The sequence below is a fragment of the Streptomyces sp. NPDC007095 genome, from assembly GCF_040634475.1.
GTDB lineage: Bacteria > Actinomycetota > Actinomycetes > Streptomycetales > Streptomycetaceae > Streptomyces.
Window position 1 is genome coordinate 1 of record NZ_JBEYFS010000440.1, and the last position, 3,970, is coordinate 3,970.

Consider the following 3,970-nt stretch of genomic DNA (forward strand, 5'->3'; position numbering starts at 1 on the left):
CCCTCGTACTGGACGTACTTGGGTCTGTGCCTGGTGCGGTGAGAGTGCGTGCATGGCGTCGCAGGGCAGACGGGAATTTGACGACAGGGCCTAGGCCGCATCGGCGAGCACCTGTTCGCGCAGGGTGGAGCAGCAGTCGCTGAGGAGGCGGGAGACGTGCATCTGTGAGATGCCGAGTTGATCGGCGATGCAGCTCTGCGTCATACCCTGGAAGAAGCGCAGGTAGAGGATGGTCCGTTCGCGCTCGGGGAGCTCGTACAGGGCCGGTTTGACCGACTCGCGGTCGATGACCAGGTCGAATCCGGTGTCGGGCGCGCCGAGCGCGTCGTTGAGCGCGTAGCCGTCGTCCCCGCCGGGCAGTTCGGCGTCCAGGGAGAGGGCGGAGAAGCTGTCCAGGGCCTCGAGACCGGTGCGTACCTCGTCCTCGCTCAGGTGCGCGTACGCGGCGATCTCGGCGACGGAGGGCCGTTGGCCCTGCATCGTCTGCGACAGGTCCTTGAGGGCCGCGCGCACCCTGTTGCGCACGTCCTGGACGCGGCGCGGGACGTGCAGGGTCCACATGTGGTCGCGGAAGTGGCGTTTGATCTCGCCGGTGATGGTGGGGACGGCGTAGCTCTCGAAGGCGTTGCCGAGCTCGGGGTCGTAGCGGTCGACGGCCTTGACGAGGCCCAGCGCGGCGACCTGGTTGAGGTCCTCGACGGACTCTCCCTTGCCCCGGTAGCGGCCGGCGACACGTTCCGACATGGGCAGCCAGGACCGGATGATCTCCTCGCGCAGCGCCTGCCGCTCGGGCCCCGCGGGCAGGCCGGCGAGGCGGACGAACGCCGCGGCGGTGTCGGGGGCGTCGTCGTGGGGGTGTCTATTGGTGCCGGACGTCATGCGCATGATGCTCACAACTCCCTCAGGGGTTGCCGACGGGGCAGTCCCCATGGGAGGGCAAGCACAAAAAGCCGGACAGGAGACCGGCGATCTGGCGAACCAGCTCCCACGGACGTGCCTCCTGTCCGAAGCACTGAGGTGACAATTCCCCCATATCGGTCAGCCAAACAACTCGGGAACACTCCCCGGAGGATCACCCAAAGAACGTGACGCCGGGCGATTGGACGATTCTGGAGCGTCACGGATCGTCCGCGAATCCATATCCGTACGCCACCCGTGCGGCGTGAATTCGCCGCACAAACTCCGCACGATCTCCGAACCCGCCGCCAAGCAATTCACCGCGCAATGCGCCGCACGACAAGAGCGATTCGGCGCCGGATTCGCGATGCGGATCCGAGGCGGGGCACGTCGGCACAGGTGGCGAGCCGGCCCGCCGGAACAACGCGCACACGAGCCGCATCCCCCACGGACCGGTGAGCGAACATCGCGACCCCGGCGTCCGTCCCGAACGTCTGCCGTGCGGACATCGACGGCCCGGGCGGCCTTCAGGACGGCCTTCAGGACGGCCTTCAGGGCGGCGTTCAGGGCGGCCTTCAGGGCGGCCTTCAGGGCGGCCTTCAGGGCAGGCGCACCGAAAGAACGGGGCGTGATGCCGACATGCCTGATCCGGATGACCGGCCGAGATGTTGCCGTCCGCGCGGCACCGGCGCCCCGGCGACCTGCACCTCTCGCCTCGCCCACGAGAGGCACCACGGCCGCATCATCCCGCACCTGACCCCGGATTCACCCGGACCCCCACCGACCGTTGACGGGGCGGCCACACCGTGGAAATCTAATACTCAATGAGGAGAATGGAGTTCTCCCCCCGCGCGGTCGGAACTGCTCAGGCAACGCCCGTATCGGAGGACTGACGCGATGGCCTTTTATCCGAAGCCGGTCGAGGGCAGCTGGACCGAGCAATACCCGGCCCTGGGCACGGGAGTGATGTCGCACGAACCGCCGGCGAGCGCGCCGCCCAGGAGTGCGCGGTCGTCATGTTCAAGGAGTTCGCGCTCCAGGACGCCGGCACCCTCGTGGACACCCAGCGGGCGCTGGAGTCACGGGCGGCCCGCGACGACTCCCCCCTCAACGACCAGGAGTTGCCGGTACGGCACTTCCACAGGTCGATCGTCGCGGCCTGGTGCCTGGCCACCGAGCCCGAGCGCTACGAGCGCCGCCTGGCGAGCGACATGACCGAACTTCAGGCGCTCTACGACATCGGCTTCCCCCGCATCGAGGAAGCGCTCGCGTACTGCGACGACTTCCCGCTCGACGCGCTGCCCGACCGGGCACGCCGCCTCCTCGAACTGGTGCATTCGATCACCATGGTGCCGATGTGCGTCGAAATCTGACACCAGCCCGGGGTGGTCCACAGTGCCGACGCCGAGATCCACCGCGTCGCCGAACCACTGCCCTGAGACGGCTCGACAGCCGCCCGAGCCCAGCCGACCCACCATTCACGACCACCGGGACACACGCGTTGCGGTGCCGAAGGGAGCGTTGCACACGGTGAACGACTTCGAGGCGATGAACTTCTTCCGGGACGACGGACTCGTCGCGGACCCCTACCCGTACTTCGAGGCGATGCGCGGGAAGTGTCCCGTACAGCGCGAGAACCACCACGACGTGATGATGGTGACGGGGTACGACGAAGCGGTTCAAGTGTTCAACGACAGCGAGACGTTCTCGTCGTGCCTCTCGGTGACCGGCCCCTTCCCGGGGTTCCCGGTCCCGCTCGAAGGGGACGACGTGACCGAGCTCATCGAGCGGCACCGTGCCGAACTCCCCTTCAGCGACCAGCTTCCGACCCTCGACCCACCGACGCACACGGACCACCGCGCGCTGCTGATGCGGCTGATCACACCGAGACGTCTCAAGGAGAACGAGGCGGCGATGTGGCGGCTGGCCGACCGTCAGCTGGACACGTTCCTCGCCCTGGGCGAGGGCGACTTCATCAGCGGCTTCGCGGGCCCGTTCACCCTGCGGGTCATCACCGATCTGCTCGGCGTGCCCGACGAGGACCGCGCGGAGTTCGTCAGGGGGCTGGAGCACCGGCCGCAGGCGGACGGCGGTGTGGGCAGCACGGAACGGGAGATGGAGCACACGCCGCTGGAGTATCTGTACGAGCGGTTCGCGTCCTATGTCGAGGAGCGGCGCCGCGAACCGCGCGACGACGTGCTCTCCGGTCTGGCCTCGGCGACGTTCCCGGACGGCTCGGCACCCGACGTCGCCGATGTGGCCCGGGTGGCGACCAATCTCTTCGCGGCGGGCCAGGAGACCACGGTCCGGCTGCTCAGCTCCGCCCTCAAGCTGCTCGTCGAACGCCCCGAGCTGCAGCGGCGACTGCGCGAGGAGCGCGGCCTCATCCCCAACTTCATCGAAGAGGCGCTGCGGATGGAGAGCCCGATCAAGGGCGACTTCCGGCTGTCCAGGGTGCCGACCACGGTGGGCGGCGTCGACATACCGGCCGGCACCACGGTGATGGTGCTGAACGGGGCCGCGAACCGCGACCCCCGCCACTTCGACGAGCCGGACACCTTCGACCCCTCCCGCTCCAACGCCCGCCACCACATCGCGTTCGGACGGGGCATCCACACCTGCCCCGGTGCGCCGCTGGCCCGTGCCGAGGGCCGGGTGGCCATCGAGCGGCTCCTCGACCGCACGGCCGACATCAGGCTCTCGGCGCGCGTGCACGGCCCCGAGGGCGAGCGCCGGTACCGCTACATCCCGACGTACATCCTGCGCGGTCTGACCAACCTGAACATCGAGTTCACCCTCGCCGAGGAGCCGGCGCGGTGAAGGCGAAGGTCGACGAGGACCGCTGCCGGGGACACGGGGTCTGCTGGTCGCTCTGCCCCGAGGTGTTCGACCTGACCGACGACGGCTACGCGGTGGTGCTCACGCCGGAAGTACCCGCCGAGTTCGAGGAGACCGTGCGTACGGCGATGGGCAGTTGCCCCGAGCGTGCCATCACGGTGGACTGACGGTCGTGGCCCGCGCACACCGTGCGGGGCCACGACCGGCACCACTCCTTCACGCGGATCGCGACGGC

The 3,970-nt window shown here is 68.8% G+C and carries 4 protein-coding genes; 3 read left to right on the plus strand and 1 reads right to left on the minus strand.

Going from position 1 to position 3,970, the window contains the following annotated elements; all coding sequences use genetic code 11:
- Nucleotides 1–90: 90 nt before the first annotated feature.
- On the minus strand, nucleotides 91–885 hold the full coding sequence (locus tag ABZ656_RS56855) for a SigB/SigF/SigG family RNA polymerase sigma factor (protein WP_101403973.1): 795 nt from the start codon (nucleotides 883–885) through the stop codon (nucleotides 91–93).
- A 953-nt stretch (nucleotides 886–1,838) separates the two neighbouring features.
- Between ABZ656_RS56855 and ABZ656_RS56860 the strand changes: the two genes are divergently transcribed.
- From ABZ656_RS56860 to ABZ656_RS56870, 3 genes are all read left to right on the plus strand, one after another.
- Nucleotides 1,839–2,270 carry an SRPBCC family protein gene (locus ABZ656_RS56860; RefSeq protein ID WP_360280448.1) on the plus strand — a complete coding sequence of 144 codons (432 nt, stop codon included), beginning with the start codon at nucleotides 1,839–1,841 and terminating at the stop codon, nucleotides 2,268–2,270.
- Between the two features lie 157 nt (nucleotides 2,271–2,427).
- Nucleotides 2,428–3,717 carry a cytochrome P450 gene (locus ABZ656_RS56865; protein WP_360280445.1) on the plus strand — a complete coding sequence of 430 codons (1,290 nt, stop codon included), beginning with the start codon at nucleotides 2,428–2,430 and terminating at the stop codon, nucleotides 3,715–3,717.
- A complete protein-coding gene (locus ABZ656_RS56870) occupies nucleotides 3,714–3,902 on the plus strand; it encodes a ferredoxin (protein WP_101402475.1) in 189 nt (62 codons plus the stop codon). Before ABZ656_RS56865 ends, ABZ656_RS56870 begins: the two co-directional genes overlap by 4 nt.
- Nucleotides 3,903–3,970 lie beyond the last annotated feature (68 nt).

What these genes read in the sequence shown, in the direction of transcription:
- ABZ656_RS56855 (WP_101403973.1), bottom strand. Translation starts at nt 885, where the DNA reads ATGCGCATGACGTCCGGCACCAATAGACACCCCCACGACGACGCCCCC.